The sequence below is a fragment of the Streptomyces sp. NPDC002671 genome (assembly GCF_053592475.1).
In genome coordinates this window covers 147,073-172,262 of the sequence record NZ_JBSFVU010000020.1, presented here as the reverse complement: position 1 = coordinate 172,262, position 25,190 = coordinate 147,073, and the positions used below count along the sequence as shown (strand labels likewise).

Here is a 25,190-nt window from a genome sequence, read left to right as displayed (position 1 = left end):
CTCACCGCTCCCTGACCAGCGTGGCGTACGCGCCCCCGTGCGCCACCAGTTCCTCGTGCCGGCCGCGCTCGACGACCGTGCCGTGCTGGAGCACGACGATCTCGTCGCTGTCGCGGACCGTGCTCAGCCGGTGCGCGATCACCACGCAGGCGCAGCCGCGCCGCCGCAGGTTGTCCATCACCACCAGCTCGGTCTCCGCGTCCAGCGCGCTGGTCACCTCGTCCAGGACGAGGATGCTCGGGCGGCGTACCAACGCCCGTGCGATCTCCAGGCGTTGCCGCTGCCCGCCGGAGAAGTTACGGCCGTCCTGCTCGACCCTGCTGTGGATGCCGCCGGGGCGGCGCAGCACCACGTCGTACAGGGCCGCGTCCTTCAGCGCCTCCACCACGGCCTCGTCCGGGATCGACGGGTCCCACAGGGCCACGTTGTCGCGCACCGAGCCCTCGAAGAGGAACACGTCCTGGTCCACGAAGGAGACGGAGGCGGCGAGCGCGCCGCGCGGGATGTCCTCCAGGCGGCGGCCGTCGATGCGGATCACGCCGTCCCACGGGGCGTACAGGCCCGAGATCAGCCGGGAGACCGTGGACTTGCCGCTGCCCGAGCCACCGACCAGGGCCACCTGCTGCCCGGGGCCGACGGTCAGGTCGAAGCCGGTCAGCAGCGGCTGGTCCAGCGGGCTGTAGCCGAACGTGATGTTCTCCAGCTCGACGTGCCCGTGCAGCCGGCGCGTCGAGTCGCCCGCGCCGGGGCGGGCGTAGAGCGGGTCGGCCTGGAAGTTCTCCACGTCCTTCAGCCGGGCCACGTCGGCCGCGAAGTCCTGGATGCGGCCCGCCACGCCGTTGAGCCGGGTGAGCGGGGCCGTGAAGCGGGTGACGAGGGCCTGGAAGGCGACCAGCAGACCGACCGAGATGTGCCCCTCCACGGCCCGCATGCCGCCGATCCACAGGATCAGCGCGCTGTTGAGCGTGGCGAGTGTCGGCGCGACCACGCCCAGCCAGGCGCTCGGCACCCCGAGCCGCTGCTGCTCCTCCAGCGTGGTGGCGTGCTGCCCGGCCCACTTGCGGAAGTAGCCGTCCTCGCCGCCGGTCGCCTTCATCGTCTCGATCAACTGCAGGCCGCTGTACGACGTGTTGGTGAGCCGCGCGGTGTCCGCGCGCAGCTTCGCCGTACGGGTCGCGCGCAGCCGTATCACCAGCCGCATGGCGACCACGTTCAGCAGGGCCACGCCGATGCCGAGGAAGGTCAGCTGCGGGTCGTAGGTGTACAGCAGCACCGCGTACAGCACGACCACGACCGCGTCGACGCCCGCCGCCGCGAGGTCCCGGGCCAGGGTCTCGGCGACCTGGTCGTTGGACTGCAGGCGCTGCACCAGGTCGGCGGGAGAGCGCTGGGCGAAGAACGTCACCGGCAGCCGCAGCAGATGGCGCAGGAAGCGGGCGCTGGAGAGGGTGGAGGAGATGATCCGGCCGTGCAGCAGGTTGGCCTGCTGGAGCCAGGTCAGCACCAGGGTGAGCAGCACACACACGGCCATCGACGTGAACAGCGTGCCCAGCAGCGAGGTCTGGCCGCCGATGAGGAACATGTCGATGTAGGTACGGCTGAGCGCGGGCAGCGCCGCGCCCACCGCGACCAGCAGCAGGCTGGCCAGCACCGCCGCGGGCAGGGTGCCCGCGGTGCCGCGCAGCCGGGCCGGCATCGCACCGAGCACGCCGGTCTTGCGCCCGCCCCTGGTGAAGCCGTCGCCCGGCTCCATGACGAGAACGACGCCGGTGAAGCTGCCGTCGAACTCCTCCATGGGCACGAACCGGCGGCCCTTGGCGGGGTCGTTGATGTACACCCCGCGTCGGCCGAAGCGGCGGCCCATGCCGTCGTAGACGACGTAGTGGTTGAACTCCCAGAAGAGGATGGCCGGTGCCTGCACCTCGGCGAGGGCGGCCAGGTCCATCTGCATGCCCTTGGCGGTCAGGCCGTAACTGCGGGCCGCCTTCAGCAGGTTGCTGGCGCGCGAGCCGTCGCGGGAGACGCCGCAGGCGATGCGCAGCTCCTCCAGCGGCACATGCCGGCCGTGGTGGCCGAGCACCATCGCCAGGGAGGCGGCGCCGCACTCGACGGCCTCCATCTGGAGAACGGTGGGCGTACGGACCGTGCCACCGCGGGACTTGGGGACCGGACGGCGGGCGGGGGCGGCCCGTCTGCGGCCACGGGTTTCCTGGGCGCCCCCAGTCTGAACGGTCACGGGAGCAGCCAATCGAGGGGGTGCTGGTCGGCCAGCCGGACGGAACCGGAGGCGAGGGTCATGGAGTCGAGCCGGTACGGCGGCCCGTCGGCCGAGGACCACCGGTAACCGCTCTTGGTGCCGGACGACTTGTCGAGCTCGACCAGGACCGCCACCGGGCGGCCCTGCTTCGTGAACTGCTCGCCCAGCTGGCTGTCCCCGAGGAACGCGGCGATCGACTGGGCGGACTGGGCGGTCCGGTCAACGGACTTCACATGCCCGCGCAGCACGCCGTACTGCTGGGTCGGCACCGACGACACGGTGAGGTCCACGGAGGCGTGCGCCGGGATGGCCGCGGCGTTCTCGGCGGGGACGTACACGGTGGCGTACAGCGGGTCTGAGGCGTGGGCCACCTTCTCGACGGCCGCCACGTCGGCGCCGGTCTGGATGATCTGCCCGATGGTGGCGCCGATCGCGGTGACGCGGCCGGCGGCGACCGTGCGGACCACCGAATCGCCCTGGCTCGTCCGTACGTTGAGCACGGGAGCGTTCGCGGGCAGCCGCTCACCCTGTTTGGCGAGGACGGCCGTCACCTGTCCGGCCACGGGGCTCTGGAGCAGGTAGCTGCCCTGGGCGTGGGTGAGGATGGCCTGCGCGCTCACCGTGGAGGCGACCGAACCGGTCACCGCCCACACGGAGGCCGCCGCCATCACGACGACGGTGACGGACAGCGCGAGCCACCCCTGCGGGCGCGCCAGACGCACCGGAAGGTCCAGCTCTTCCGGTGACTGGAGCTTGGCGAGGGCCTGTTGGCGGAACTGCACGGAACTTCCCTCACCCGTGGAGAGACGACGTCACGGCGAACTTCCGGGCACCCGGGAGCCCCGGAGCCGGGGGGCGGCTCCGGGACCCAGGTGACACCGAGGTGCGGTCAGAGACCGGCAACCGTGGCGGTCAGCGGCGCGGTGTTGATGCCGGCAACGCCGGTGACCGTGCCGACAACCGTGTTGACCAGGCCGTTGACGCCCGGGGCAACCTCGTTCGCGGTGGCGAGGGTGCTGTTGAGGGTGTTCACGGACAGACCGCCGGAGACGTTGTCCAGCTCGGCGTCCGAGATCTCGACGGTCTCAACCTGGGGGGTGGAGTTCATGGTGGAACTTCCCTTCGTATTGATATTTCACAAGGGGGAGCGCGGGGCCCGCAGGACCCCGCGGTGCGATGGATCAAAGCACGCAGGCGGGGCGGGCTTCCAATCAATCAGGCCTCTCACCAGGGCACTTGGTGTACGGACCGGCTCAACCGTGCAGGTCTGCGCACGGCATGTCGGCGACTCCTTCACATGGCCCACGGCATCACCGCGCCCAGCCCCTTGCCCGCGGGGCACCGAATCCGGCAGTTCGCGTCAAAGGCGCGACAGGGGGGTGCGTGAATGTGCAGAACTCCTGGTGCCGGTGACTTGCTTGGGTGGCCGATGTGCAGATTCCCTGAAGCCGGGATTCCGTTACGTGAGCGAAACCGATCGTCACTGGTCGGTGGCTGAGCGTGTCGGTACAGAACGGTCAGCCGGTAATGATCAGCCCAGAATCGCGTACACCGTGCTCGCCCGAGCCGCGAGCGCTCCCGAGCCGGCGTCGCTCAGCGTGATGTCCGCGAACGCCATCCGCCGGCCCAGCTTCGTGAGCACCGCTTCGATCAGGACATCCGCACACGTCACCGCCCGCTGGAACGACGTGGACTGCTGAACCGTCGTCATCGGCACGAAGCCGCCCCGCGCGGCCGAGACCGCGATCACCGTCGCCGTGTCCGCCGCCGCCATCAGCGCCTGCCCCGACAAGCCCCCGCCCTCCCGAGCCAACCGGTCCGACCAGGGCAGGCGCAGCACCGCGCGGTCGTCTCCCACCGCCTCGACGGACAGCCCGAGATCGAGCACCCAGGGGGCGAAGTTGGCGGAGAGGATCTTGTCGGCCTCGGCGGGGGTCATCGTCATGCCGGGGATTGTTCCCGGCCGCACCGCGCGACACGCGCAGCGTGGCCGATTCACCGCCGCGGCACGCCGGTTGGGTGCAGGCAGATGAACGCACCGCGCGGCCGGTCCGTACGTACGGCCATCCAGGCGCCCCGATCGAACTGCCCGACAGCGGCAGACCCCCGTACCCAGGAGGTCGAGAAGTTTGAGTCACAAGCGAATGCCCAAGCGCAAGGCGGCGATGGCGGTGGGCGGTGTCGCGGCGCTCGGAGCGGCGGCCCTCCTGCTGCCCAACGCCCACGCGTCCCAGGACCAGGGCGGCGCGGCCCTGGGCGGCGCCGCCCCCGCGAAGACCCTGAAGGCCGCCGATGCCTCGGATCTCGCCGCGCGGCTCCAGAAGGTGCTCGGCGACGCGATCGCCGGGTCCTACTACGACAGCGGCAGGCAACAACTGGTCGTCAACGTGGTCAGCCGCGACGACAACGTGATCGCGCAGGCGAAGAAGGCGGGCGCGGCCGTCCGCCAGGTGAACAACAGCACCGCCGAACTCAAGTCCGCGGCACGGACGCTGAAGACGAAGGCGACCATCCCCGGCACCTCCTGGGCCGTCGACCCGCGCACCGACAAGGTCCTGGTCACCGCGGACAGCTCCGTCACCGGCACGCAGTGGAACCGGCTGCAGGCGACCGTGCGGAGCCTCGGTTCCGGCATGGCCACCCTCAAGAAGTCCCCGGGCACCTTCAAGGCTTTCGTCTCGGGCGGCGACGCCATCTTCTCCCAGGTGCAGGGCGGCGGTGTCCGCTGCTCCCTCGGCTTCAACGTCACCGCCTCCGACGGCAGCCCCGCCTTCCTGACGGCCGGTCACTGCGGGGTGGCCGCCAAGCAGTGGTCGGACTCGCAGAACGGTCAGCCGATCGCCACGGTGGACCAGGCGACCTTCCCGGGCAACGACTTCTCGCTGGTCAAGTACGACGACCCCAACACCCAGGCGCCGAGCGAGGTCAACACCGGCAACGGTCAGACCGTGCAGATCACGCAGGCCGCGGACGCCACCGTCGGCGAGACCGTGTTCCGGATGGGCTCCACCACCGGTCTGCACAACGGCCAGGTCACCGGCCTCGACGCCACGGTCAACTTCCAGAGCGAGACCGACCCGAACGGCGTCGACACCGTCAACGGGCTCATCCAGACGAACGTCTGCGCCGAGCCCGGCGACAGCGGCGGCTCGCTGTTCACCCAGGACGGCGGCGCGGTCGGGCTCACCTCCGGCGGCAGCGGCGACTGCACCAGCGGCGGCGAGACCTTCTTCCAGCCGGTCACCGCCGCGCTCCAGGCCACGGGGGCGACCCTCGGCGGCGGGGGCAACGCCGGTAACGGCGGCAGTGGCGCGGGCGACCAGTCGGCGGCCGGCGGCGATCAGAGCGGCGCCACCGCCGACCCGTCCGCCACGGCGGCCGACCCGAGCGGCACGGGTGACCCGTCCGGTACAGGCGACCCGTCCGGTACAGGCGATCCGTCCGGTACAGGCGATCCGTCCGGTACAGGCGATCCGTCCGGCACCGGCGCGGAGGGCGACGGCTCGTCCCTCACCGGCACCAACTGACCCGCAGCAACTGATCCTCACCAACTGACCCGCACTCCCCTGAACCCCCTCCGGCCCTTCCCGCGGTTCCGGCCGGCAGGGGTGGGTCCGGCCCTCCGGCGGGAGGGCCGGACCCCGCCGCGGCCCGAGGCGGTGTCAGTCGTCCCGCGCCCGCAGCAGCAGCAGCGCCACGTCGTCCACCCGCTCCCGCCCGGCCACGCTGTGCCGGACCAACTCGTCGGCAAGCTGCTCCAGCGGCCGGTCGCCGAACTCGGCGAGCAGCGCGCCCAGCCCGACCAGCGCGTCCTCGATGTCGACGTCGGGAGACTCCACCAGACCGTCGGTGTAGAGGACGAGAACCGAGCCGGGTGAGAAGGACACCTCGGTCGTCGGGTACGTCGCCGCCGCGTCGATGCCCAGCAGAGGGCCCCCGGCGAGGTCGAGCACCCGCACCCGCCCGTCGGGCCGTCGCAGCAGCGGCGGCGGATGGCCCGCGCGGGCCATCACGGCCCGCCCGCACGCCGGCTCCAGCCGCAGATACAGGCAACTGGCGAACAGGTCGGCACCGAGGTCGATCAGCAGCCGGTTGGTGCTGCGCATCACCTCCTGCGGCGGCTGCCCCACCGTGGTGTACGCCCGCACCCCGGTGCGGATCTGCCCCATCAGGCCCGCCGCCGTCACGTTGTGCCCCTGGACGTCCCCGATCACCGCCGCCGCCTGCGGCCCGCTCGGTATCAGGTCGTAGAAGTCGCCGCCGATCTCCATCCCGTACGTCGCCGGGAGATAGCGCGCGGCGGCCGTGATGCCGGGCGGCGGCACCAGCGTGTGCGGCAGCAGCGCTTGCTGGAGTCCGTGCGCCAGGCGGTGCTTGGCGTCGTACAGCAGGGCCCGCTCCAGCGCCTGCGCGACCAGCCCGCCGAGGCTGTTCAGCACCGCCCGCTCGTCGGCGGGGAAGACGTGCGGTTCGGCGTACGCCAGCACACACGTGCCCACCGGCCGCCCGGACGCGATCAGCGGCAGATACGCCCAGGCCGCGAAGCCTGCTGGCGTCTCCCGGCGGCCGGGATACAGCCGCTCCAGCTGCTCCCGCGAGTCGAAGAACCCGGGCACACCGCTGGTCAGCGCCAGCGTGCCCGGGGTGCGCTCGCTCAGCGGCAGCCCGTCGAACCGCTCCACGCTGTGCGGATTCGGGTATCCCCGGTGACCGAGCACATGCAGCCGCCCGGCCTGCGAGCCGAGGATCACCAGCGCCTGGCAGCCGACGGCCGGGGCGACCTCGTCCCAGACCAGCTGGACGACGTCCTGCACGCTCACCGCCTCGGTCAGCGCGCCGGCCATGCTGAGCAGCTGGGAGATGGTCACCAGCCGGGGCGGTGCCGGTCCGGTCCGCGGCGCGCCGCTCGTCATGTCCGCCACCGCCCGGGCCCGGCTGATCCGCACGCTCAGCCCGTTCGTGCTCGGGTACATCCGGAACGACAGCCACTCGCCGGGCGGGCGCAGCGCCACGAACGACGTCACCCGCTGGCTCATCAGCGCCGCCCGGTAACGGTCCTCGTACAACGGGTCGTTCAGCCACGGCACCGACACCCACGGCACCGTGCCGAGCAGCTCGCCGGGCGGTCTGCCGAGCAGCTCGGCGGCGGCCGTGTTGGCGAAGGCGATCCGGCCGTGCAGGTCCAGGGAGACCAGCCCGTACGGCAGCCGGGACACCATCCGGGCTGCCTCGACGGAGCTCAGCGAGCCCGCCATGCTCGTCATGGGCGTCGCCACGACATCGGGCTCGGGGCCGACGGGCCGGTTCTCCGCGGCGGCCAGCTCCAGGCGCGCCGCCAGCCGGTCGCAGGCGCCGGTGAGCCGGTCGCGCTCCGTGTCGGACAGCTCCGTGGGACGGCCGCCCGGCCAGGTGACGAACACTGCGCCGTACACCCTGGTCTCCGTCGCCACGGCCACCGCGGCGAGTGCGAACCGGTACGGCAGCACGACCGCGATCCGCGGGTAGCGGCGGGCCATCTCCTGCTCGCCGGCCACCCAGATCAGGCGCCGTTCGCGCACCGCGTCCGCGACCGGGAGCGGCGCGCTGAGCCCGACCCGCTCCCAGGGCGCCGCGAACGCCCGGGGCATGCCCGCGTGCACCGCCATCTCCAGGACCGGCTCGTCGCGCCTGAGCAGATAGACCGCGCCGGAGTGCGCGTGCACCTCGTCCATCATCGAGGCCAGCACGGTCGACAGCACCGGCCCGTCGGACACGCCGACCACCTCCTCGTACGGCCGCGCGTCGCATCCGGTCGCATCCGGTCGCATTCCGTCGCACCCCGTCGTATCCAAGGCACAAGGCTCCCTCGTGGTGCTGCCGCACGCACGGCGAGCCCATCACCCGGGTACCCCGGGGAACCCGCGGGGCGGCCGAGCGGCGCGGCGTGCGGTCACAGGGGCTGCGCAGGCGGCCCAGAAGCGCTGTAATGGCGAAGTGGCCAGTGAGGGCGCTGCGGTCAGCCGCACGAGGACGGAGCGTGCCGAAGCCGCCCTGGACACGCTCACCGCGGACCCCGGCGCGCCCGATCGGCTGCGCCGTGTCCTCGAACAGGCGCTCGTCTTCACCGGGGCGGCGTTCGCCGGGGTGTACACGCCCGGCGACGACCCGTCCGTCCTGTGCCTGGCCGAGTCCGCCGGCCTGCCGCGCACCCTGTACGGCGTTCGCGACGGCTACCCGGTCGCGGGCAGCTCCGTGGCCGCCGAGGTCTACCGCACCGGACGGCCCCGCTGGCTCGGCCCGGAGGAGCTGGCCGGCTGCCCCGAGGCGCGGCGCACCCCCTCCCCGGACGTCGCCCTGGCCGCCCTGCCGCTCGGCCCGCCGAACGGCGGCTGTCTGCTGGCCATCACCGAGCACCCCGGCGGTTTCGGCACCGACGACCGCGCCTGCCTGGAGCTCATCGCCCGCGCGGTCGCCGTGCCCGCCCCGGCGGGCCGGGCCGCCGACACCGGCGAGCTGCCCGCCGACGAGTTCAGCCTGGCGGTGGACAGCGGGCGGGTCGAGGTCGGCGACGGGATCCTGCGGCTGTTCGGCATCGACCAGGACGCCTTCGACGGCCGGGTGGAGACCCTGCTCGCGCACACCGTGCCCGAGGACCTGCCCGCCCTGATGTCCGTGGTCGAGGCCGACCACATGTCCATCGGCGACCGCGAACTGGAGTTCCGGATCCTTCAGCCCCCGGGCCCGCCCAAATGGCTCCGGCTCCTGGGCCGGCTGGTGCCCGCCGGCGAGGGCCGCCCGGCCCGGCTCGTCGGCACCGTGCAGGACGCCTCCACACTGCGCTCCGAGGTCACCGACGTGGCCCGGGTGCAGCGCCTGGCCGCGGCCCTCGCCACCGCCGGCAGCGTCAAGGACGTCGGGCAGGCCGTCGTCGCCGCCCTGCGCAAGCCGCTGAAGGCCGACCGGCTCGCGCTGGCCGAACTGGAGAAGGACCGCCTCGTCGTCACCGTCCTGGACCCGCCCGAACCCGAGGCCTGGCCCGAGCTGTGGCGCACCGAGTGGCGCACCGAGTGGCCCGACGCGCCGGTGCGGGCCATGCCCACCCTCGCCGCCGCCCTGCGCGAGGGCCGAGCCCAGATCTGGCCCGCCGGCACCCCGGTGGAACCCGCCCTCGCCGACGTCGGTCCCGGCGGTTTCGCCGTCCTGCCGCTGTCCGCGGGCGGCCGTATGGCCGGCGCCTGCCTGATCGGCTGGGACGAGCCGCACGAGTTCGGCCCCGACGAACGCGCCCTGCTCACCGCCTGCGCCGGCCTGGCCGGGGAGGCCCTGCTGCGCGCCCACGCCTTCGACGCCGAGCACGAACTCGTCGGCATGCTCCAGCGCACCCTGCTGCCGCGCCGCCTGCCCCGGCTGCCCGGCGCGGTCGCCGTCGCCCGCTATCTGCCCACCACCGCCGGCCTGGAGGTCGGCGGCGACTGGTACGACGTGATCCCGCTCGCCGAGAACCACGTCGCCCTCGTCATCGGCGACGTCCAGGGCCACAACGCGGGCGCCGCCACCCTGATGGGCCAGATGCGCACCGCGCTGCGCGCCTACGCCGTCGAGGGTCACCCGCCGGACGTGGTCGTGGCGCATGCCAACCGGCTGCTCGTGGAGATGGAGACCGACCTCTTCGCCACCTGCTGCTACGTCGACGTCGACATGGAGCAGGGCACCGCCTGGTGCGTGCGCGCCGGCCATCTGCCGCCGGTGCTGCGCCACCCGGACGGATCCACCGAGATCGCCGAGGCCGAGGGCGGCCCGCCGCTCGGCGTGCTCGGCCAGGCCGAGTTCCCGATGACCCCGCTGCGGCTCCAGCCGGGCACGCTGGTCGCGCTCACCACCGACGGCCTGGTGGAGGCCCCCGGCACCGACATCGACGAGGGCATGGCCCGGCTGACCAGCGAGCTGGCCGCCGCCGACCCCGCCCACCTCGGCCCGGTCGCCGACACCCTGCTGACCGGCGCGCACCGCGGCGACGACGTCGCCCTGCTGCTGATGCGCTACGACGGCATGGCCGTCCGCCCGCTGCGCGAGACCTGGACGGTGTGGCGGGTCCCGCAGGCGGTCGGGCACGCCCGCCGCTTCACCCGGCGCACCCTGCGCGCCTGGGGCGTGTCCCCGGACACCCTCGACACGGCCCTGCTCGTCGTCTCCGAACTGGTCACCAACGCGCTCGTGCACACCGACGGCCAGGTCCGGCTCGACCTCAGCCTGGTCAACCACCGGCTGCGGCTCGCCGTCGCGGACACCTCCCCGCGCAGCCCGGTCAAGCCCACCAACATCGGCTGGGAGGCCACCGGCGGACGGGGCATCCTCCTGGTGGAGGCGGTCTCGGCGGCCTGGGGGACGGTCCCGGTCAGCGGCGGCAAGCTGGTGTGGGCGGACCTCGTACCCGAGGCCTGAACGGCCACTCGGGTACGGGTGGGTGCTGTGCCCGGCAGGTCGAAGGGGCCCGCCCGCCTCCCGTACTTAGGGTCGGGTGCCGTGGCGTACACCTTCGATGAACTGGTCGAGAAGCAGCGGGCGGCCGACGCGGCCCACGCGCAGGTCCGGGAGCTGCGGGAGGCATACGGCCCGCCGGCCGAGCAGGGGATGACCGGTGCTCAGGCGGGCACCTACGAGACCGCCGTGCGCGCCTGGCGCGACCTGGACCGGGACGCGCAGACCGCGGTGAGCGAGTACGCCAAGGAGACGGGACGTCCCCGCGGCGAGGTCGAGGCCGAGGTGCAACGGGCGGCCGGCGCGCCGGAGGACAGGTGAGCGACGGCGCCCGCCGCGCCGAGCGCCTCGCGGATGCCGTCGACGCCCGCCTGCCCGCCTACGAGGCCGGCCCGCTGCTGCGCAAGGCGTTCCCCGACCACTGGTCCTTCCTGCTCGGCGAACTCGCCCTCTACAGCCTCGTCCTGCTCTTCCTGACCGGGGTCTGGCTGACCCTGTTCTTCAGCCCGGAGATGCACGAGGTCGTCTACGACGGCCCCTACGCCCCCCTGCGCGGGGTGCGCATGTCGGCCGCCTTCGACTCCACCCTGCACATCAGCTTCGAGGTGCGCGGCGGTCTCCTGATGCGGCAGGCCCACCACTGGGCGGCGCTCGTCTTCGTCGCCGCGATCGGTGTCCACCTGCTGCGGATCTTCTTCACCGGCGCCTTCCGCCGGCCCCGCGAGGTGAACTGGGCGATCGGGCTGACCCTGTTCGTGCTCGCGCTCGCCGAGGGCTTCGCCGGCTACTCGCTCCCCGACGACCTGCTTTCCGGCACCGGGCTGCGCATCGCGCAGGGCATCATGACCTCGCTGCCGGTCGTCGGGACGTACGTCAGCTTCTTCGCCTTCGGCGGTGCGTTCCCCGGCCACGAGATCGTCACCCGGCTCTACCCGCTGCACATCCTGCTGCTGCCCGGCGCCCTGATCGCGCTCGTCACCGTGCACCTCACGCTGGTCTTCTACCTCAAGCACACGCAGTGGCGCGGCCCGGGCCGCAGCAACCGCAACGCCCTCGGCAAACCTCTCTTCCCGCAGTTCACCGCGTCCTCCGGCGGACTGTCCCTCATGGTCTGCGGCGTGCTGGTGCTGCTCGGGGGGCTCGCCCAGATCAACCCGGTCTGGAAGTACGGCCCCTACGATCCCGCCGTGGCTTCCACCGGGGCCCAGCCCGACTGGTACGTGGGCTTCCTGGAGGGCGCGCTGCGGCTGATGCCCCCGTGGGAGACGAACGTCGCCGGGCACACCTTCATGTGGAACGTGCTGCTCCCGGCCGTCGTCCTGCCCGGCCTGCTGTTCGCCGTGCTCTACGCCTACCCGTTCGTGGAGCAGCGCCTGACGGGGGAGGGGCGGCGCGAGCAGCACCTGTGCGACCGGCCGCGCGAACGCCCCGTCCGCTCCGGGCTGGGTGTCGCGGGCATCGTCTTCTACGGCGTGCTGCTGGTGGCCGGCGGCAACGACATCGCCGCCCAGACCTTCCGCATCTCCGTCAACGCGCTGACCTGGGTCCTGCGCGTCGCCCTCGTCGTGGCGCCCGTCCTCGCCTTCCTGCTGACCCGCTGGCTGTGTCTGGCCCTGACCGAGGCCGAACGCGAGCGGCTCGAACGAGGCGTGTCCACCGGTGAGATCCGGCAGAGCGTCACCGGCGGCTACGACAGCGCCCACCAGCCCGTCGAGACGTTCCGGCCCGGCGCGCCCCGCAGACCGCTCACCGGTCCACGTACTGGAACACAAAGCCGAACACACCACGCGCCAGAACGCCGCAACCGATGATGAACAGCCACAGCCCGAAGACCACCCCGGTCGCCGTCACCGCGAAACCGAACGCGGTGACGATCGGCCACACGCTGTCGGCCGGGAAGAACGCCACCGGACCGGCCCCGGCCGCCACCTCCACGCCAGGGCGGTCCTGGGCGCGCGGGCCCCGGCGCCGGTACTGGATGAGACAGAAGAACGCGACCAGCGACGCCATCCCGAACGCCACGACCAGCGCGGTCGTACCGGTCTCGTCCTTCGACCACACCCCGTACAACGCGGCGGATCCGCCGAAGAACAGCGCCACACCGCCGAACAGCAACGCCTCCGTCCTCACCGCAGCCCTTCCTCCTCGGCCTTCCGCACGGCCTCCGGGTGGTGCAGGTCGAAGGCGGGCGACTCCGAGCGGATCCGGGGCAGCGCCACGAAGTTGTGCCGCGGCGGCGGGCAGGACGTCGCCCACTCCAGGCCGCGCCCCCACCCCCACGGATCGTCCTCGGTGACCTTCGTGCCCTTCACGGTGGTGCGCCAGACGTTGTACAGGAACGGCAGGGTGGAGACGCCGAGCAGGAACGCCCCCGCCGAGGACAGGGTGTTGAGCAGGGTGAAGCCGTCGTCCGGCAGGTAGTCCGCGTACCGGCGGGGCATCCCGGCCTCGCCCAGCCAGTGCTGCACCAGGAACGTCAGCTGGAACGCCGGGAACAGCAGCCAGAAGTGCAGCTTGCCGAGCCGCTCGTCCAGCATCTTCCCGGTCATCTTCGGCCACCAGAAGTAGAACCCGGCGAACATCGCGAACACCACCGTGCCGAACAGCACGTAGTGCAGGTGCGCCACGATGAAGTACGAGTCGGTGAGGTGGAAGTCCAGCGGCGGCGAGGCGATCAGCACCCCGCTCAGCCCGCCGAGCAGGAACGACACCAGGAAGCCCAGCGACCACAGCATCGGCGTCTCGAACGAGATCGAGCCGTGCAGCATCGTGCCGATCCACGCGAAGAACTTGATGCCCGTGGGCACCGCGATCAGGAACGACATCAGGGAGAAGAACGGCAGCAGCACCGCGCCCGTCGCGAACATGTGGTGCGCCCACACCACCGCCGACAGCATGGTGATCGCGATCGTCGCCCCGATCATCGGCAGATAGCCGAACAGCGGCTTGCGGGAGAACACCGGCAGGATCTCCGAGACGACCCCGAAGAACGGCAGCGCCACGATGTACACCTCCGGGTGTCCGAAGAACCAGAACAGGTGCTGCCACAGCAGCGCGCCGCCGTTCGTCGCGTCGAAGACGTGGGAGCCGAACTTCCGGTCCGACTCCAGCACCAGGAGGTCCGCGGCCAGCACCGGGAAGGCGGGCAGCACCAGGATCGAGGTGAACAGGATGTTCCAGGTGAAGATGGGCATCCGGAACATCGTCAGGCCAGGGGCGCGCAGGCACAGGATGGTGGCGATGAAGTTGACCGCGCCCAGCGTGGTCGACACACCGGTCACCACCTGGCCCATCACCCACAGGTCGCTGCCCGCGCCGGGGGAGTAGTAGGCGCTGTTGAGCGGCGCGTACCCGAACCAGCCGAACGCCGCGGCGCCGCCCGGCACCAGGAACCCGGACACCACCATCAGCCCGCCGAACAGGTACATCCAGTACGAGAGCGCGTTGAGCCGCGGGAAGGCCACGTCCGGCGCGCCGATCTGCAGCGGCATCACGGCGTTGGCGAACCCGGCGAACATCGGCGTCGCGAACAGCAGCATCATGGTCGTGCCGTGGACCGTGAAGAACTGGTCGTAGTCCTGCTCGCTCAGGAACTGCAGCCCCGGCCGGGCGAGTTCCGCGCGCATCGCGAGCGCGAGCAGCCCGGCGAGGAGGAAGAAGCAGAACGCCGTGACCATGTAGAGGCGGCCGATCACCTTGTGATCGGTCGTGGAGGCCCAGCGCAACAGGGCCCGGCCGGGCCGCGGCGCGGGGGCCGTGTACCGGGCGGTGATCTCCCTGAAGTCTGGCATTTCCGGTAGTTCGGTCATCCCGGGCGACGCTACCGCACCCGCGGCCACGGAAGCGGCGCAGACACCTCCCCGCCGCCCCCGGCCTCGGCGTCGTACAGTCGTCATCCTCGGGAGCCCGGCAAGGTGCGCAGGAGGACACAGCAAGGTGCGGATCCGTTCATGAACCTCCTCGTCACCGGCGCCGCCGGGTTCATCGGCTCCGCATACGTGCGCGCCCTCCTCGCCGACGACGCTCCCGACGCGCCCCGCATCACCGTGCTGGACAAGCTCACCTACGCCGGCACGCTCACCAACCTCCCCGCCGGCCATGCCCGGCTCGACTTCGTGCACGGCGACATCACCGATGCCGGACTGGTCGACGAGCTGATGGCGGACGCCGGCCAGGTGGTGCACTTCGCCGCCGAGTCGCACGTGGACCGGTCGATCGAGGGTGCGGGCGAGTTCGTGCGCACCAACGTCCTCGGCACCCAGACCCTGCTGGACGCCGCCGTGCGCCACGGGGCCGGTCCGTTCGTGGACATCTCCACCGACGAGGTGTACGGCTCCATCGAGACCGGCTCCTGGCCGGAGACGCACCCGCTGGCCCCCACCTCCCCCTACGCGGCCTCCAAGGCCTCCTCCGACCTGCTCGCCCTCGCCTGCCACCGCACCCACGGCCTGGACGTCCGCGTCACCCGCTGCTCCAACAACTACGGCCCGCACCAGTTCCCCGAGAAGGTGATCCCGCTCTTCGTCACCCGCCTCCTCGACGGCCTCGACGTCCCGCTCTACGGCGACGGGCGCAACATCCGCGACTGGCTGCACGTCGAGGACCACTGCCGGGGTATCGAACTCGTCCGTACGAAGGGCCGCCCCGGCGAGGTCTACAACCTCGGCGGCGGCACCGAGCTGAGCAACAGGGAACTCACCGGCCTCCTCCTCGACGCGTGCGGAGCGGGCTGGGACCGGGTGACGTACGTCCCCGACCGCAAGGGCCACGACCTGCGCTACTGCGTCGACTGGAGCAAGGCCCGCGACGAACTCGGCTACCGCCCGCGGCGCGACTTCGCCGCCGGGCTCGCCGAGACGGTCGCCTGGTACCGCGACAACCGCGCCTGGTGGGAGCCGCTGAAGCAGCGCGGTGCGTGATCACCGGCCCCCACCCTCCGGACTCCGTCAGGCGTGGGTCTTGGCCAGCAGCTCCAGGATCTCCTCGGTCGTGCCGCTCTCGCCGAGGCGCGGGAAGATCCGCTCGACGCTGCCCGCGTGTGCCGCGGGGTCGCTGTCGGCCATGGCGTCCGTGGCCAGGGTGACGTGGTAGCCGTGGGCGTACGCGTCCCGGGCGGTGGACTCGACGCCGATGCTCGTGGCGATGCCGGTCAGCACGATCTGGGTGATGCCGCGGCGGCGCAGCTGGACGTCCAGGTCGGTGCCGTACAGGGCGCTCCAGTTGTGCTTGGTGACCCGGATGTCGCCGGAGTGCCCGGAGAGTTCGTCCACGATCACGTCCCAGCCCTCGGGGAAGGCGAGACCGCGTGCCTGGCGCTCGGTCCGGCCGGGGACGGCGTCCGCCCAGTCCGGCGCGAAGGCCACCCGGACCAGGACCACGGGGAGGTTCCGGGCCCGGAAGGCCTCGGCGAGCCGCGCCGTGCGGGCCACCACGTCCGAGGCGGCGTACGGCTGGGTGGGCATGCCCACGATGCCGTTCTGGAGGTCGATCGCGACGAGGGCGCTGCGGGGGTCGAGCGTGGTCAGAGCCATGGGGTGTTCAGGCCTTTCGAGGGGGCGTTTTGGTGGTGGTACGGGTGAGTGAACGGTCCGGCAGGGTCGTCGCCAGCAACAGCACGGAGCCGGCGAGCATGAACAGGGCCAGTCCGTGCAGCCCGGCCGTGTCGGCGCGGTGCGGGTAGAACGCCGCGGTGGCGGCGGACGCCCCCAGCGCGCCGAGGTACATGAAGGTCCGCAGCAGCCCGGCGGCGGAGGCGATCCGCTCGGGATCGGTCTGCCGGTACAGGGCGTTCTGCGTGGCGAGGCCGATGAGCCCCTGCGGGACGCCGATCAGCGCGCCGACCGCGACCAGCAGCCAGAACGGGCTGTCCGCGCCGACCAGCAGCAGCAGGGCACAGGCCGCCGACTGCAGGACGGAGCCGACGAGCAGCTTGGTGCGCACCGCCTCGCGGCGCCCGGTGAGCGTGGAGACGGTCAGCGCGGTGACCGACAGCGGCAGCAGCGCGAGCCCGGTGCCGGAGGCGCTCAGTCCGCGGCCCTGCTCCAGCCACTGCGTGTATCCGTACATGAAGGCGTACGAGGTGGTGTAGCCGAGGAACTGCCGCAGATACGTGGTGAGCAGCGGGCCGTTGCCGCCGAGCAGGCGCAGGTCGATGAACGGGTCCGGCACCCGCAGCTCGCGCAGCGCGAAGCCGGCGGCAGCCGCGGCGGACAGCACCGGCAGATACCAGCGGTCGGCGCGCGGGCCCATCAGGAACACCATCAGGGCGACCAGCAGCAGGGCGAACAGCGCCATGCCGGGCACGTCCACACCGCCGCGGCGCGTCGCCGTCCGGGGCAGCCGCAGCGCGCCGAGCACCAGACACGCCGCCGACAGCGGCACGTTGACGGTGAACACCGCACGCCAGCCGCCGACGCCGATCAGCAGCCCGCCGAGCGCGGGCCCGACGACGGCCACCGTCTGGTTGGCGACGGCCAGCGCGGTCAGCACGCCCGCCGGGCTGTGTAGCCCGGTGCGTTCGGCCTCGCTGCGGGTCAGCCGCATGGCCGCCGGGTACGCGGCCGACGTCCCGAACCCCAGCAGCACCCGCGCCGCGATCAGCGCGCCGAGCGAGGGCGCGAGCGCGCCCAGCAGTCCCGCGACGCCGACCAGCGCCGTACCGCAGAGGTAGAGCCTGCGCGGGCCGTACATGTCCACCAGCCGGCCGATGACCGGCTGGCCGACGGCCGTGGCCAGATACAGCGCCGAGACCAGCCAGACCGTCTCGGCGGGCGGGGCCCCGAAGGCGACGCCGATCGGCACCAGTGCCACGGCGATCATCGAGGAGTTGACCGGGTTCAGCACCGAGCCGAGCACCATCGGCGCGATCAGCCGGCGGTCGAACCCGGCGGGGGAGGGGCGGTCCGTTTGCCGGTCACGGCGGGCGAGCTTCGGTATCACGGTCGCATCACGGCTGCGAGAGCCGTTCCAGCAGCTCCATGGCCTTGAGGATCGTCTGCCGCTCGTCCTCGGTGTAGCGGTCCTCGAAGGCGCGGGCCAGCCACTCCTCGCGCAGCTGCTTGTTGCCCTCGACGCGGGCCCGGCCGGCCTCGGTGAGGGTGACCAGCTGGCGGCGGCCGTCGGCGGGGTCGGGGGCGCGGCGGATCAGGCCGTGCTGGTCGAGCGCGGCCAGCGTGGTCGCCATCGACTGCGGCCGTACGCCCTCCGCGGCGGCCAGGGCGCTGGCCGTGGCCGCGCCGTGCTTGCCGACCAGGGAGAGCGCCGACTCCTGCGACGGGGTCAGGCCGGCGTCCTGCGCGACCTCGCGGATACGGCGCCGCAGCCGGCTGAACACCACGCGCAGGTCGCGCGCGGTGCGGGCGGCGGAGTCGGAGATGTGAGCCATGCCGCCAGCGTAGATTCGTCAGGTGAGACTGTCCAGTTCAGACTGTTCAGTTTTACCTGACGATTGTCGGTGCGGATAACTTGGTGGGGTGCGTCTCCTGCTGATGTCCGACACCCACCTCCCGAAGCGCGCCAAGCGCCTCCCGGACCAGCTGCTCGCCGAACTCCCGCACGCGGACGTCGTCTTCCACGCCGGCGACTGGGTCGACACCGCCACCCTCGACCTGCTGGAGAACAGCTGCCGCCGCCTCATCGGCGTGTACGGCAACAACGACGGCCCCGCGCTGCGCGCCCGGCTCCCCGAGGTGGCGTACGCCGAACTCGACGGGCTGCGCTTCGGCGTCGTACACGAGACCGGGCCCGCCCAGGGCCGCGAGGCCCGCTGCGCCGCCCGCTTCCCCGGCCTCGACGTCCTGGTCTTCGGCCACAGCCACATCCCCTGGGACACCACCGCCCCCGGAGGCCTGCGCCTGCTCAACCCCGGCTCCCCGACCGACCGCCGCCGGCAGCCGCACTGCACGTACCTCACCGCGACCCTCGCCGCCGGCACGCTCACCGAGGTCACCCTGCACCGGCTGCCGAGCGCGACAGTCACGGGATAAATCACTTCCGCAGCAGTGAGCCGGCCGGGCAGGATGCCGAGATGATCTCTGATGCAGGCATCCCCGCAGACGTCGTTCCCGCAGGTCGCATGGCTGAGAGCGAGCAGCCCGTGCTCGCGCTGCCCAGCGGGCTGGAGCTGCGGCCGTGGCGGGTCGACGAAGGCGACGCCGAGGCCCTGATGGCCGCCGGGCAGGACCCCGCGATCCGCCTGTGGAACCGGTTCACCGTCGGCAGCCCCGAGGAGGCGCGCCGCAGGATCGAGCGCATGCACGAGCGCTGGCGGGCCGAGACCGCCGCCGTGTGGGCCATCGCCAGGCCGGGCGGCGCGGCCGTCGGGCTCGGCGCCTGGGGCGACATCGACCTCGCCGACGGCACCGCCGAGATCGTCTACTGGGTGCTGCCCGAGGCGCGCGGCGCCGGCATCGTCGCCGAGGCGACCCTGCGGCTCACCCAGTGGGCGCTGGACGACCTGGGCCTGCACCGCCTCCGCCTGTGCCACTCGGTCGCCAACCCCGCTTCGTGCCGGGTGGCCGAGAAGGCCGGCTACGCCTTGGAGGGCACCCAGCGTAGCGCCCTGCTGCACGCGGACGGCTGGCACGACCAGCACCTGCACGCGCGCGTGGCCGGAGACGCCTGAGCGCGGGGGCGCCGCGGCTCAGGCCATGCCCCTTGGATGGATCGCCCCGCTCGTCGCGCTCAGCGGCAGCCCGGTGCCGCCCCAGCGCAATGCGACGATCTCCGCCGCCACCGACACCGCGACCTCCTCCGGTGTACGGGCGCCGAGGTCGAGCCCGACGGGGGAGCGCAGGCGGGCCAGTTCCTCGTCCGTGACGCCCGCCCCGGCCAGGCGCTGCAGCCGGTCCTCGTGGGTGCGGCGACTGCCCATCGCCCCGATGTACGCCGCCGGACGCCGCAGCGCCTCCCGCAGCAGGGGCACGTCGAACTTGGGGTCGTGGGTGAGGACGCAGACCACCGTCCGCTCGTCGGTGTGCGTGCCGCGCAGGTAGCGGTGCGGCCAGTCCGCGACGACCTCCACACCCTCCGGGAACCGGCTGGGCGTGGCGAACACCGGGCGGGCGTCGCACACGGTCACCCGGTAGCCGAGGAAGTCCCCGATCCGGGCCACCGCGGCGGCGTAGTCGATGGCGCCGAACACCAGCATTCTCGGCGGCGGCGCGAAGGACTGCAGGAACACCGTGACGGCGTCCTCGCGCCGCTCCCCGTGCGGCCCGTAGTGCCTCAGGCCCGTCGCGCCGAGGGCCAGTTCGCCGCGCGCGTCCGCGGCCACCGCCGCGTCGAGGCCCGTCGTGCCCAGCCCCCCGGCGGCCGTGCCGTGCCACACGGCGAGCGTCGCCCCGCGCGGAGCGGGCCCGTCGACCACGGTGGCCACGGTGACCGGCTCGCCGCCCGCGACCGACGCCATGACCGCCCCGAAGGAGGGGTCCCGGGCGGGGGTGACCGGCCGTACCAGGACGGTGATCTCGCCACCGCAGGTCAGCCCGACCGCGAACGCGTCCTCGTCGCTGTACCCGTACGTCTCCAGCCGCGCCTCGCCGCTCTCGGTGACCTCCTGGGCCAGCTCGAACACCGCGCCCTCCACGCAGCCCCCGGACACGCTGCCGACGACCTCCCCGTCCGGGCCGACCGCCATCGCGGCGCCGGGCTCGCGCGGCGCGCTGCGGCTGACGGCGACGACCGTGGCGAGCCCGAAGGGCACATGGGCGGCGTACCACCGCTCCAGCACGGTGAGAATCTCGCGCATGGTCCGCTCCTAGGCCCCCTGTCACAGCCCGTAGTCGAACGTTAATCCGCTGGCGCGGTCCCCGCACCTCGCCGCCGCTGCGCTCTGACGGTGTGACGGCGAGACGGCCTCCGGAGTGAGTGGGGGCGCCCCGGAGGCCGTCGTCCATGGAGGGTCAACTGCCGGACGGACCGGTCCAGTCGGACTGCACATGGCCCAGCCGGACCCGCTGCGGATGGTCGCCGACGGGGACCGACGTCACCTTCCGGCCCGTGGCGAAGTCGATCGCGGTGACCTGGTCGGCGCCGCTCTCGGAGATGATGCAGTCCAAGCCGTCGCCGCTGACCGTGGCCCAGTACGGCTTGGAGGCGGTGATCAGCGGGCCCTCCTGGAGGGTGGCGCGGTCGACCACCGTGGCGTAGTCGTCCATGGTGCCCGCGACACACAGCTTCGTGCCCTCGGGGTTCATCGAAATGCCGTGGTGGCGCGAGTCGTTGACCCACGTGGTGCGGTCCTCGCTGGTCGCCGGGTTCTTCGGCAGCGTCTTCACCCGGGTGATCTTGTCGGCCGCGACGTCGTACTCCAGGAAGCCGTTGAAGAACGACACCTGGAAGTACAGCTTGGACTCGTCGGGGGAGAACACGGCCGGACGCACGGCGTCGGAGAAGTCCTTCAGCCCGATCGCGTCCAGCCGCTGCCGCATGTCGATGACCCTGACCTGCTTGTACGTCGTCGCGTCCACGACCGTGATGTGCCGGTCGCCCTTGGTCCAGTCCCAGGCCGGGGCGTCGAGCGCGGTGTCGACGTTGCCGATGGACATGTTCCAGATGTACTTGCCGTCCTTGGTGAAGATGTTCTCGTGCGGCTTGTCGCCGGTCGCGAACGAGCCGAGCTGCCTACCGGTGTTGATGTCCAGCACGTGCACGGTGTTCGCGGTCGAGGCCGACACCGCCACCCGGGTGCCGTCGGGCGAGACCGCCATGTGGTCGGCGCGGTAACCGGCCACCGGGAAACGCCAGTTGATCCGACCGGTGGCGAGGTCGATCGAGACGACGTCGGCGAAGCTCGGCCGGGAGACCACGACCGACCTGCCGTCGGGTGTGGAGTACATGTCGTCGGCGAACTGGTCGTGGCCCTCGCCGACGCTGTTGCGGATCGCCATGAAGTAGATCCACTTGACCGGGTCGGCGTTGATCTCCGCCAACCGCTGGTCCTTGTCCGGGATGACGTTGACCCTGCCGATCTTCGCGAAGTCACCGGAGGACCTGATGACATCGGCGGTGCCGTCCCAGTTGTTGCCGACGAACAGCACCTCGCGCAGATCCGAGGCGGCGGAAGAGGTGATGGATCCTGTGGCGGAGGCGGCCGTCGCCGGGCCCGCGACGGTCAGGACGAGGGCGGCGGCTACGGAGCAAAGGTGCCTGGTTCTGGAGGCAGGCATGACTGCTCTCTTTCCTCGGGGGAATCTGAACACGGGCGCATTCACAGTGGACTTACTGAAAAGTAAGGAGAGGGCGCCCTTCTCGACAAGATGTGTGCACGACAAGATTGGGCTCACCGGGGGGAGACGGCCGGTGGGTGACGGAGGGGGAAGCGTGTCGGGGAGGCTCAAGGCGCCGACGGGCCGCTACGGCGGCAGGTCCGCCGAGGAACGGAAGGCGGAGCGCCGCCGCCGGTTCCTGGACGCGGCGCTCCGGCTGTTCGGCGACAGGCCGGGCTACCGGGGGACCACGGTCGCCGCGCTGAGCCAGGCCGCGGGCCTGTCCACGCGCCAGTTCTACGAGGAGTTCCACACCCTGGAGGACGTCCTCGCCGCGCTGCACCTGGAGGTCAATGCCTGGGCGGAGCGGGCGGTGCTGGACGCGCTCGCCACGGCCGAGGGGCTGCCGCTGGCCGAGCGGGTCGCCGTACTGTTCCACGCCTACGCCCGCGACGTCACCTCCGACCCGCGCCGCATCCGCATCGCCTTCGTGGAGATCAGCGGGGTCAGCGCCCGGCTGGAGGAACAGCGCCTCTCCCGCCGCGCACGCTGGGTCGACCTGATCCGCGCCGAGGCCGACGCGGCCGTGGCGCGCGGCGAGGCGGCGCCCCGGGACTACCACCTTGCGGCCACGGCCTTCATCGGCAGCGTCAACGGCCTGCTCCACGACTGGAGTGCCGGCTGGGTGGCCGCGAGCCTCGACGAGGTCGTCGACGAACTCGTCCGCCAGCTGCTCGGCATCCTGCGGCCGGCGGGGTGGCGTCCCGCGTCCGGCTGACCTCCGGCCCGGCCTCCAGGGCCCGTACGGTTCGACGCGCGCGATCGGCCCGGAGCTGGTCTGCTGGATCGGGGGGCATCGGGGTCATCGGGGGGCCGTCGGGAGGCTTGCATACGCGTTCCCGCTTTCCCGGAGACGTGCATGAGTACCCGGAGACGTGCATGAGTACCTGGAGAAACGCATGAGTACCTATCGAGTCGCGCAGGTGACCGCCCCGAACGGCAACTTCGAGCTGGTCGAGCGAGAGGTGCCGCAGCCCGGTCCCGGCGAGGTGCGGATCGCGGTGGAGGCGTGCGGGATCTGCCACAGCGATGCGATGTTCGTGGGCGCCGCCCTGCCCGGTGTGACGTTCCCGGAGGTCCCCGGGCACGAGATCGCGGGGCGCATCGAGGAGCTGGGCCAGGACACGCACGAGCGCGGGTGGCGGGTCGGCGACCGGGTGGCCGTCGGCTGGTTCGGCGGCAGCTGCGGACACTGCAGGCCCTGCCGCGAGGGCGACTTCATCGTGTGCCCGAACCTGAAGGTCCCGGGGTGGGCCTACGACGGAGGCTTCGGCGAGAAGGTCGTCGCGCCCGTCGACGCCCTGGCCCGGATCCCCGACGCGCTGGCCGCGAGCGACGCCGGGCCCTTGGCCTGCGCGGGAGTGACCGTCTTCAACGGGCTGCGCCGCAGCTCCGCGCGGGCCGGGGACCTGGTCGCGGTGCTCGGCATCGGCGGCCTGGGGCACCTCGGGGTGCAGTACGCGGTCGCGATGGGCTTCGAGACCGTGGCCATCGCCCGCGGCCCCGAGAAGGCCGACTTCGCCAAGCAGCTCGGCGCCCACCACTACGTCGACAGCACCGCCGGCACTCCGGTCGCCGAGGCGCTCCAGTCCCTCGGCGGCGCCAAGGCCGTACTGGCCACCGCGGGGAACTCCGAGGCCATCACGGCCACCGTGGACGGCCTGGCACACCGCGGGGAGCTGGTGGTCATCGGAGCGGACGTGGAGCCGCTGGGCATCAGCCCGGTCCAGCTGCTCATGGCCGCCCGTGTCGTGCGGGGCCACCCGTCCGGCACCTCCCAGGACGTGGAGGACACCATGGCGTTCAGCGCCCTGCACGGCATCCGCCCGATGACCGAGGCCGTACCGCTGGACCGCGCGGAGGAGGCCTACCAGAAGATGCTCGCCGGGAAGGCCCGCTTCCGGATGGTGCTCAGCATGGGCTGAGGGCCGGCGGGCCTGAGGCTCAGCCGCCCAGCGCGTTCACGGCGTCCAGGACCGGCGTCACCCCGTCCTCCGCCCGGATCCGCTCGCCGAGCGTCCGGGCCCGGGTGCCGTACGACGGTTCGCGTGTCGCTCGCAGCAGCGCCGCGGACAGGGTCCCGACGGTCAGCCGGCGCAGCGGTACGGCGGCCGGGGCCACGCCCAGCGACACCAGCCGGGCCGCCCAGAACCCCTCGTCGAACTGGACCGGCACCGGCACCGCCGGCACCCCGGCGCGCAGTCCCGCAGCCGTCGTGCCAGCGCCGGCGTGGTGGACCACGGCGGCCATGCGCGGAAACAGCGCCGAGTGCGCCACCTCGCCGATGGTCAGCATGTCGTCGCCGTCCGCCGCGAGGCCGCCCCAGCCGCGCTGGATCACCCCGCGCAGCCCGGCCCGCCGCAGCGCGGCCACGACCTGGGCGCTGAGCCGGGCCGCGTCCGGCACGGTGGCGCTGCCCAGACCGACGAACACCGGTGGCGGCCCGGAGTCGAGGAAGTCCCGTACGGATTGGGGGAGTCGGGTTTCGGTGTCGTACGGCCACCAGTAGCCGCACACCTCAAGACCCGGTCGCCAGTCCCGGGGGCGGGGCACCACCAGCGGGCTGAAGCCGTGCTGCACCGGCCAGTGCCGCTGCTCCCGTGTCCGCATCGCGGCACCGGCGCGCTGCCGGGGCAGCCCCAGCCGGGTGCGCATACCGGGCACGGACGCCGCGAAGACCTGCTCCGCTGCGCGGTTCACCCCGTGCCCCGCGGTCTGGTTGACCACCGCTCCCCAGGTGCCGCGGCCGAGGACGGGCGGGGCGAACTCGCGTGTGGTGGCGAGGGGTTGCAGATACACCCCCATGCTCGGCAGCCGCAGGCCTTCGCCGATCGCATGCCCGATCGGCGCCAGCGAAGCCGACAGGAGCAGGCAGTCGCTCTGCCGCGCCGCGGCCAGCAGGTCCTCCGCCATCTCCCCGACCAGCCGCCGCGCCAGGTCAGCCAGGCGCAGCAGTTTCCCGACGCCGCTGGTGCTGCGGTGCAGCCCTTGGCCGCGCGGGGACTCCAGCTCGGCCCGCGGGTCCACCGGCAGCGCGTGGAACCCGACCCCGGACCCGGCGACCAGCGGCTCGAAGCAGCCGTGGGTGACGAGGGTGACCTCGTGTCCGGCCTGGACGAGCTGGTGTCCGAGTCCGGTGTAGGGAGCCACGTCGCCCCGGGATCCCGCCGTCATGATGGCAATCCGCACGAGGGTCAGTATGGCGTGAC

Annotated in this window: 22 protein-coding genes; 9 read left to right on the top strand and 13 right to left on the bottom strand. The window is 72.5% G+C overall.

Annotated elements, in window-relative coordinates; translation table 11 throughout:
• Position 1: 1 nt before the first annotated feature.
• The 4 genes from ACWD35_RS28990 to ACWD35_RS28975 form a co-directional block, all read right to left on the bottom strand.
• Positions 2-2,119 carry an NHLP family bacteriocin export ABC transporter peptidase/permease/ATPase subunit gene (locus ACWD35_RS28990; protein WP_451354271.1) on the bottom strand — a complete coding sequence of 706 codons (2,118 nt, stop codon included), beginning with the start codon at positions 2,117-2,119 and terminating at the stop codon, positions 2-4.
• A gap of 113 nt (positions 2,120-2,232) precedes the next feature.
• Complete coding sequence (locus tag ACWD35_RS28985) at positions 2,233-3,039, bottom strand: HlyD family efflux transporter periplasmic adaptor subunit (protein ID WP_451354261.1); 807 nt, start codon at positions 3,037-3,039, stop codon at positions 2,233-2,235.
• Positions 3,040-3,146: 107 nt separating this feature from the next.
• A complete protein-coding gene (locus ACWD35_RS28980) occupies positions 3,147-3,365 on the bottom strand; it encodes a type A2 lantipeptide (RefSeq protein WP_451354260.1) in 219 nt (72 codons plus the stop codon).
• Positions 3,366-3,788: 423 nt separating this feature from the next.
• Positions 3,789-4,202 (bottom strand): PaaI family thioesterase, encoded by a 414-nt coding sequence (locus ACWD35_RS28975; protein ID WP_451354259.1) that lies wholly within the window; start codon positions 4,200-4,202, stop codon positions 3,789-3,791.
• A gap of 184 nt (positions 4,203-4,386) precedes the next feature.
• Here ACWD35_RS28975 and ACWD35_RS28970 point away from each other — a divergent pair, with 184 nt between their 5' ends.
• A complete protein-coding gene (locus tag ACWD35_RS28970; protein ID WP_451354258.1) occupies positions 4,387-5,784 on the top strand; it encodes a S1 family peptidase in 1,398 nt (465 codons plus the stop codon).
• Between the two features lie 135 nt (positions 5,785-5,919).
• On the opposite strand, the gene ACWD35_RS28965 is transcribed toward ACWD35_RS28970, so the two are convergent.
• Positions 5,920-8,064 (bottom strand): SpoIIE family protein phosphatase, encoded by a 2,145-nt coding sequence (locus ACWD35_RS28965; RefSeq protein WP_451354257.1) that lies wholly within the window; start codon positions 8,062-8,064, stop codon positions 5,920-5,922.
• Positions 8,065-8,230: 166 nt separating this feature from the next.
• On the opposite strand from ACWD35_RS28965, the gene ACWD35_RS28960 reads away from it, so the two are divergent.
• The 3 genes from ACWD35_RS28960 to qcrB all read left to right on the top strand — a co-directional run bounded on the left by ACWD35_RS28960 (position 8,231) and on the right by qcrB (position 12,525).
• On the top strand, positions 8,231-10,678 hold the full coding sequence (locus ACWD35_RS28960; RefSeq protein WP_451354256.1) for a SpoIIE family protein phosphatase: 2,448 nt from the start codon (positions 8,231-8,233) through the stop codon (positions 10,676-10,678).
• 81 nt (positions 10,679-10,759) lie between these two features.
• Positions 10,760-11,035 carry a hypothetical protein gene (locus ACWD35_RS28955; protein ID WP_451354255.1) on the top strand — a complete coding sequence of 92 codons (276 nt, stop codon included), beginning with the start codon at positions 10,760-10,762 and terminating at the stop codon, positions 11,033-11,035.
• A complete protein-coding gene (gene qcrB / locus ACWD35_RS28950; protein WP_451354254.1) occupies positions 11,032-12,525 on the top strand; it encodes a cytochrome bc1 complex cytochrome b subunit in 1,494 nt (497 codons plus the stop codon). Before ACWD35_RS28955 ends, qcrB begins: the two co-directional genes overlap by 4 nt.
• Here qcrB and ctaF read toward each other — a convergent pair.
• The gene (ctaF, locus tag ACWD35_RS28945) at positions 12,461-12,844 is read right to left on the bottom strand and encodes an aa3-type cytochrome oxidase subunit IV (protein WP_451354253.1); all 384 of its coding nucleotides are present in this window, start codon (positions 12,842-12,844) and stop codon (positions 12,461-12,463) included. The two genes, qcrB and ctaF, sit on opposite strands and share 65 nt — an antisense overlap.
• Positions 12,841-14,505, bottom strand: coding sequence for an aa3-type cytochrome oxidase subunit I (gene ctaD / locus ACWD35_RS28940; RefSeq protein WP_451354252.1), 1,665 nt, complete (start codon positions 14,503-14,505; stop codon positions 12,841-12,843). The genes ctaF and ctaD overlap by 4 nt, the downstream gene beginning before the upstream one ends.
• Before the next feature lie 159 nt (positions 14,506-14,664).
• Here ctaD and rfbB point away from each other — a divergent pair, with 159 nt between their 5' ends.
• Positions 14,665-15,633: a dTDP-glucose 4,6-dehydratase gene (rfbB, locus tag ACWD35_RS28935; RefSeq protein WP_451354251.1), complete on the top strand. Its 969-nt coding sequence runs from the start codon at positions 14,665-14,667 to the stop codon at positions 15,631-15,633.
• Positions 15,634-15,660: 27 nt separating this feature from the next.
• On the opposite strand, the gene ACWD35_RS28930 is transcribed toward rfbB, so the two are convergent.
• The 3 genes from ACWD35_RS28930 to ACWD35_RS28920 are packed head-to-tail and all read right to left on the bottom strand — an operon-like array spanning position 15,661 to position 18,098.
• Entirely contained in the window at positions 15,661-16,245 is a 585-nt protein-coding gene (locus tag ACWD35_RS28930; RefSeq protein WP_451354250.1) for a hydrolase, read from the bottom strand.
• A 7-nt stretch (positions 16,246-16,252) separates the two neighbouring features.
• Positions 16,253-17,653 carry an MFS transporter gene (locus ACWD35_RS28925; protein WP_451354249.1) on the bottom strand — a complete coding sequence of 467 codons (1,401 nt, stop codon included), beginning with the start codon at positions 17,651-17,653 and terminating at the stop codon, positions 16,253-16,255.
• A 7-nt stretch (positions 17,654-17,660) separates the two neighbouring features.
• Entirely contained in the window at positions 17,661-18,098 is a 438-nt protein-coding gene (locus ACWD35_RS28920) for a MarR family winged helix-turn-helix transcriptional regulator (RefSeq protein ID WP_451354248.1), read from the bottom strand.
• A gap of 88 nt (positions 18,099-18,186) precedes the next feature.
• Here ACWD35_RS28920 and ACWD35_RS28915 point away from each other — a divergent pair, with 88 nt between their 5' ends.
• Both ACWD35_RS28915 and ACWD35_RS28910 read left to right on the top strand, forming a co-directional pair.
• Positions 18,187-18,699 carry a metallophosphoesterase family protein gene (locus ACWD35_RS28915; RefSeq protein WP_451354247.1) on the top strand — a complete coding sequence of 171 codons (513 nt, stop codon included), beginning with the start codon at positions 18,187-18,189 and terminating at the stop codon, positions 18,697-18,699.
• A 41-nt stretch (positions 18,700-18,740) separates the two neighbouring features.
• Positions 18,741-19,337 carry a GNAT family N-acetyltransferase gene (locus tag ACWD35_RS28910; RefSeq protein ID WP_451354246.1) on the top strand — a complete coding sequence of 199 codons (597 nt, stop codon included), beginning with the start codon at positions 18,741-18,743 and terminating at the stop codon, positions 19,335-19,337.
• An 18-nt stretch (positions 19,338-19,355) separates the two neighbouring features.
• Here ACWD35_RS28910 and ACWD35_RS28905 read toward each other — a convergent pair whose 3' ends face one another.
• Together ACWD35_RS28905 and ACWD35_RS28900 are read right to left on the bottom strand one after the other, a co-directional pair.
• Positions 19,356-20,462, bottom strand: coding sequence for an XdhC family protein (locus ACWD35_RS28905; RefSeq protein ID WP_451354245.1), 1,107 nt, complete (start codon positions 20,460-20,462; stop codon positions 19,356-19,358).
• A 154-nt stretch (positions 20,463-20,616) separates the two neighbouring features.
• A complete protein-coding gene (locus ACWD35_RS28900) occupies positions 20,617-21,882 on the bottom strand; it encodes a YncE family protein (RefSeq protein WP_451354244.1) in 1,266 nt (421 codons plus the stop codon).
• Between the two features lie 154 nt (positions 21,883-22,036).
• Between ACWD35_RS28900 and ACWD35_RS28895 the strand changes: the two genes are divergently transcribed.
• Both ACWD35_RS28895 and ACWD35_RS28890 read left to right on the top strand, forming a co-directional pair.
• Positions 22,037-22,699 (top strand): TetR/AcrR family transcriptional regulator, encoded by a 663-nt coding sequence (locus ACWD35_RS28895; RefSeq protein ID WP_451354243.1) that lies wholly within the window; start codon positions 22,037-22,039, stop codon positions 22,697-22,699.
• A gap of 181 nt (positions 22,700-22,880) precedes the next feature.
• Positions 22,881-23,906 carry an alcohol dehydrogenase gene (locus ACWD35_RS28890; RefSeq protein ID WP_451354242.1) on the top strand — a complete coding sequence of 342 codons (1,026 nt, stop codon included), beginning with the start codon at positions 22,881-22,883 and terminating at the stop codon, positions 23,904-23,906.
• A gap of 19 nt (positions 23,907-23,925) precedes the next feature.
• On the opposite strand, the gene ACWD35_RS28885 is transcribed toward ACWD35_RS28890, so the two are convergent.
• Positions 23,926-25,155: a glycosyltransferase gene (locus ACWD35_RS28885; protein WP_451354270.1), complete on the bottom strand. Its 1,230-nt coding sequence runs from the start codon at positions 25,153-25,155 to the stop codon at positions 23,926-23,928.
• Between the last annotated feature and the right edge of the window lie 35 nt (positions 25,156-25,190).